This is a genomic window from Methanosarcina sp. UBA5 (assembly GCF_002505485.1).
Lineage (GTDB): Archaea > Halobacteriota > Methanosarcinia > Methanosarcinales > Methanosarcinaceae > Methanosarcina.
In genome coordinates this window covers 3,931-5,031 of record NZ_DAVG01000114.1, presented here as the reverse complement: position 1 = coordinate 5,031, position 1,101 = coordinate 3,931, and the positions used below count along the sequence as shown (strand labels likewise).

2 protein-coding genes are annotated in these 1,101 nt (G+C 38.0%); both read right to left on the bottom strand.

All coding sequences use genetic code 11. The annotated features are described in order from the left end of the window. Window positions 1–270: archaellin/type IV pilin N-terminal domain-containing protein (locus BP621_RS14300; protein WP_292391164.1), on the bottom strand; the 270-nt coding region annotated here is incomplete at its 3' end. A gap of 513 nt (window positions 271–783) precedes the next feature. Continuing rightward, on the bottom strand, window positions 784–1,101 hold a 318-nt coding region (locus BP621_RS14295), incomplete at its 5' end, for a winged helix-turn-helix transcriptional regulator (protein ID WP_292391163.1).

Genomic DNA, 1,101 nt, shown 5'->3' with positions numbered 1-1,101 from the left:
CTCAGATCCCAAAGAAGTATTACTCCCAGATCCTGAGGAAGTATTACTCCCAGATCCCGAAGAAGCCTCAGGTAAATCGCCGCCTGCCGTCACATCCTGAAAATTGCGGACTTCGATCAAGAGGTTTGCTATAGGTGCACTTTTCGGAATATTGGGGTATATCAATGATGATGCAAGTATGATGGTAATAATGATCAGTAGCACTGTACCATAAACTTCTGAAACTGCCTGGCAGTTCTGGTCAGGTGCCTTAGACTTTTCACCCTCCATGAAAAAACCACCTTGTAAATTAATTTTTAAGAGTTAAACTGGCACTCATTGATATTAATTTAACTGTTTGAGAAAAAAATTAATTTGGATTTTATAATAACCGACTGGTCCAGGTTAATAGAATGAGTTTTAACAATTTATTACAAAAGTCGTTTTAGAAAAAAACCCGCGTAAAGGATCCAATAGATAAAACTGTATAGATACAATAAGATCTGGCAGTGCAACGAAATTACTACATGACTTACGCGGTTGAAATACAAATCAAGTACATTTGGCTTTGTGACTGATTTAGCGTTTTATACAGTTGAAAGTCTAATGCTGTTGATTTTTCAGTTCAACTGCGTAAGTTCTATACTATAAATTTGAAGCCAGATTTTTGTGCATTGTGGAAAAATTAATCTCTGGATATGGAATTTACTACTCAAGAACTTCTTGAGATTGTGATTTTATAAAAAAATTAGCATATTGCCCTTATTTCCTTGTATCATAACCTGCTTCTATCGAGATTTATTTTTAATCAGACAGTTGCTGTTTATCCATTACGCATTCTCTTCCTAGATACTCAATTCCCCATCTGCAGAGAGCGTCCAGGACAGGAAGCACAGTCTTTCCGAATTCAGTCAGTGAGTATTCAACTTTAGGAGGGATTTCAGGATAAACTTCCCTGAGAATAAGCCCGTCTTCTTCGAGTTCTCTGAGCTGTTTCGTAAGCATTTTGGGGGAAATACCCTGCATGCTTTGCTGGAGTCCTGAAAATCGCAGTTTCTCTATCCTCAGTTGCCAGAGAATAATAGGCTTCCATTTGCCTCCAATTACCTCCAGGGTTGCTTC